At 70.9% G+C, this 1,225-nt stretch carries 2 protein-coding genes and 1 pseudogene; all 3 read left to right on the top strand.

Annotation, left to right across the window (positions count from 1 at the left end):
• Nucleotides 1-333: class I SAM-dependent methyltransferase (locus MVA01S_RS29910; protein ID WP_494337743.1), on the top strand; the 333-nt coding region annotated here is incomplete at its 5' end.
• Nucleotides 334-353: 20 nt separating this feature from the next.
• Nucleotides 354-1,058: a ribulose-phosphate 3-epimerase gene (rpe, locus tag MVA01S_RS29915; protein ID WP_051015333.1), complete on the top strand. Its 705-nt coding sequence runs from the start codon at nt 354-356 to the stop codon at nt 1,056-1,058.
• Nucleotides 1,055-1,225 (top strand): annotated as a pseudogene (locus tag MVA01S_RS31120) (bifunctional diaminohydroxyphosphoribosylaminopyrimidine deaminase/5-amino-6-(5-phosphoribosylamino)uracil reductase RibD); the annotation flags it as partial. The gene rpe and the pseudogene MVA01S_RS31120, both read left to right, overlap by 4 nt.

Below are 1,225 nucleotides of genomic sequence, written 5' to 3' on the forward strand. Positions count from 1 at the left end.
GGGCTGGGCGCGCTGCGGCGCAGGCCCGAGGCGCGGTGGCGGCGCCAGACCGGCGACGTGCCGCCGCTGGCCAAGCTGCAACGCGAACTGCTGGCCTCGGCGATCAGGTTGACCAGGCCGGGCGGTGTGGTGCTCTACGCGACGTGCTCGCCGCATCTGGCCGAGACCGCGGGTGTGGTCGCCGACGCGCTGCGCCGGTATCCGGTGACCGCGCTGGACACCGGCGAGCTGTTCGAGCCCGCCGAGGACGCAGGCGCGGGCTCGTCGGTGCAGTTGTGGCCGCACCGGCACGGCACCGATGCGATGTTCGCCGCCGCGCTACGGGTGGACTGAGCACCGTTAGGGTGATGTCCATGTCTGGACCGCTCGCCCGAGATGCCAAGAACTCGCCGCTCATCGCACCGTCGATCCTGGCGGCGGATTTCGCCCGGTTGGCCGACGAGACCGCGGCCGTGCAGGGCGCCGACTGGCTGCACGTCGACGTGATGGACAACCATTTCGTGCCGAATCTGACTCTCGGTCTGCCGGTGGTGGAGTCCCTGCTCAAGGCCAGCGACATCCCGATGGACTGCCATCTGATGATCGAGGATCCCGAGCGGTGGGCGCCGCCCTACGCCGAGGCGGGCGCCTACAACGTCACCATCCACGCCGAGGCCACCGACGATCCGGTGGCGGTGGCCCGCGACATCCGCGCTGCCGGCGCCAAGGCGGGGCTGGCGATCAAACCGGGCACCCCGTTGGAGCCCTACCTGGAGATCCTGCGCGAGTTCGACACCCTGCTGGTGATGTCGGTCGAACCCGGCTTCGGCGGGCAGAAGTTCATCGCCGAGGTGCTGCCCAAGGTCGGTACCGCGCGCCGGCTGGTCGACGCGGGGGAGTTGACCATCCTCATCGAGATCGACGGCGGCATCAACGCCGACACCATCGAGGCCGCAGCCGAAGCCGGGGTGGACTGCTTCGTGGCCGGCTCGGCGGTCTACAGCGCCGAGGATCCCGCCGCGGCGGTCCAGGCACTACGCAGGCAGGCCGCCTCGGCGTCCAAACACCTGACGCTGTGAACCTCGACGCCGCGATGGCCGCGGCCATCGAGCAGTCCGAGAAGGTCAAGGGCAGGACCTACCCGAATCCCCCTGTGGGAGCGGTGATCCTGGATAGCGATGGGGCGATCGCCGGCGTCGGCGCGACGGCGCCGCCGGGCGGGCCGCACGCCGAGGTGGTGGCGTTG

Source organism: Mycolicibacterium vaccae NBRC 14118 = CIP 105934 (assembly GCF_001552715.1).
Taxonomy (GTDB): Bacteria; Actinomycetota; Actinomycetes; order Mycobacteriales; family Mycobacteriaceae; genus Mycobacterium; species Mycobacterium vaccae.

Excerpts from the sequence above, each read along its gene's own strand:
- rpe (WP_051015333.1), top strand. The coding sequence starts at position 354 with ATGTCTGGACCGCTCGCCCGAGATGCCAAGAACTCGCCGCTCATCGCA.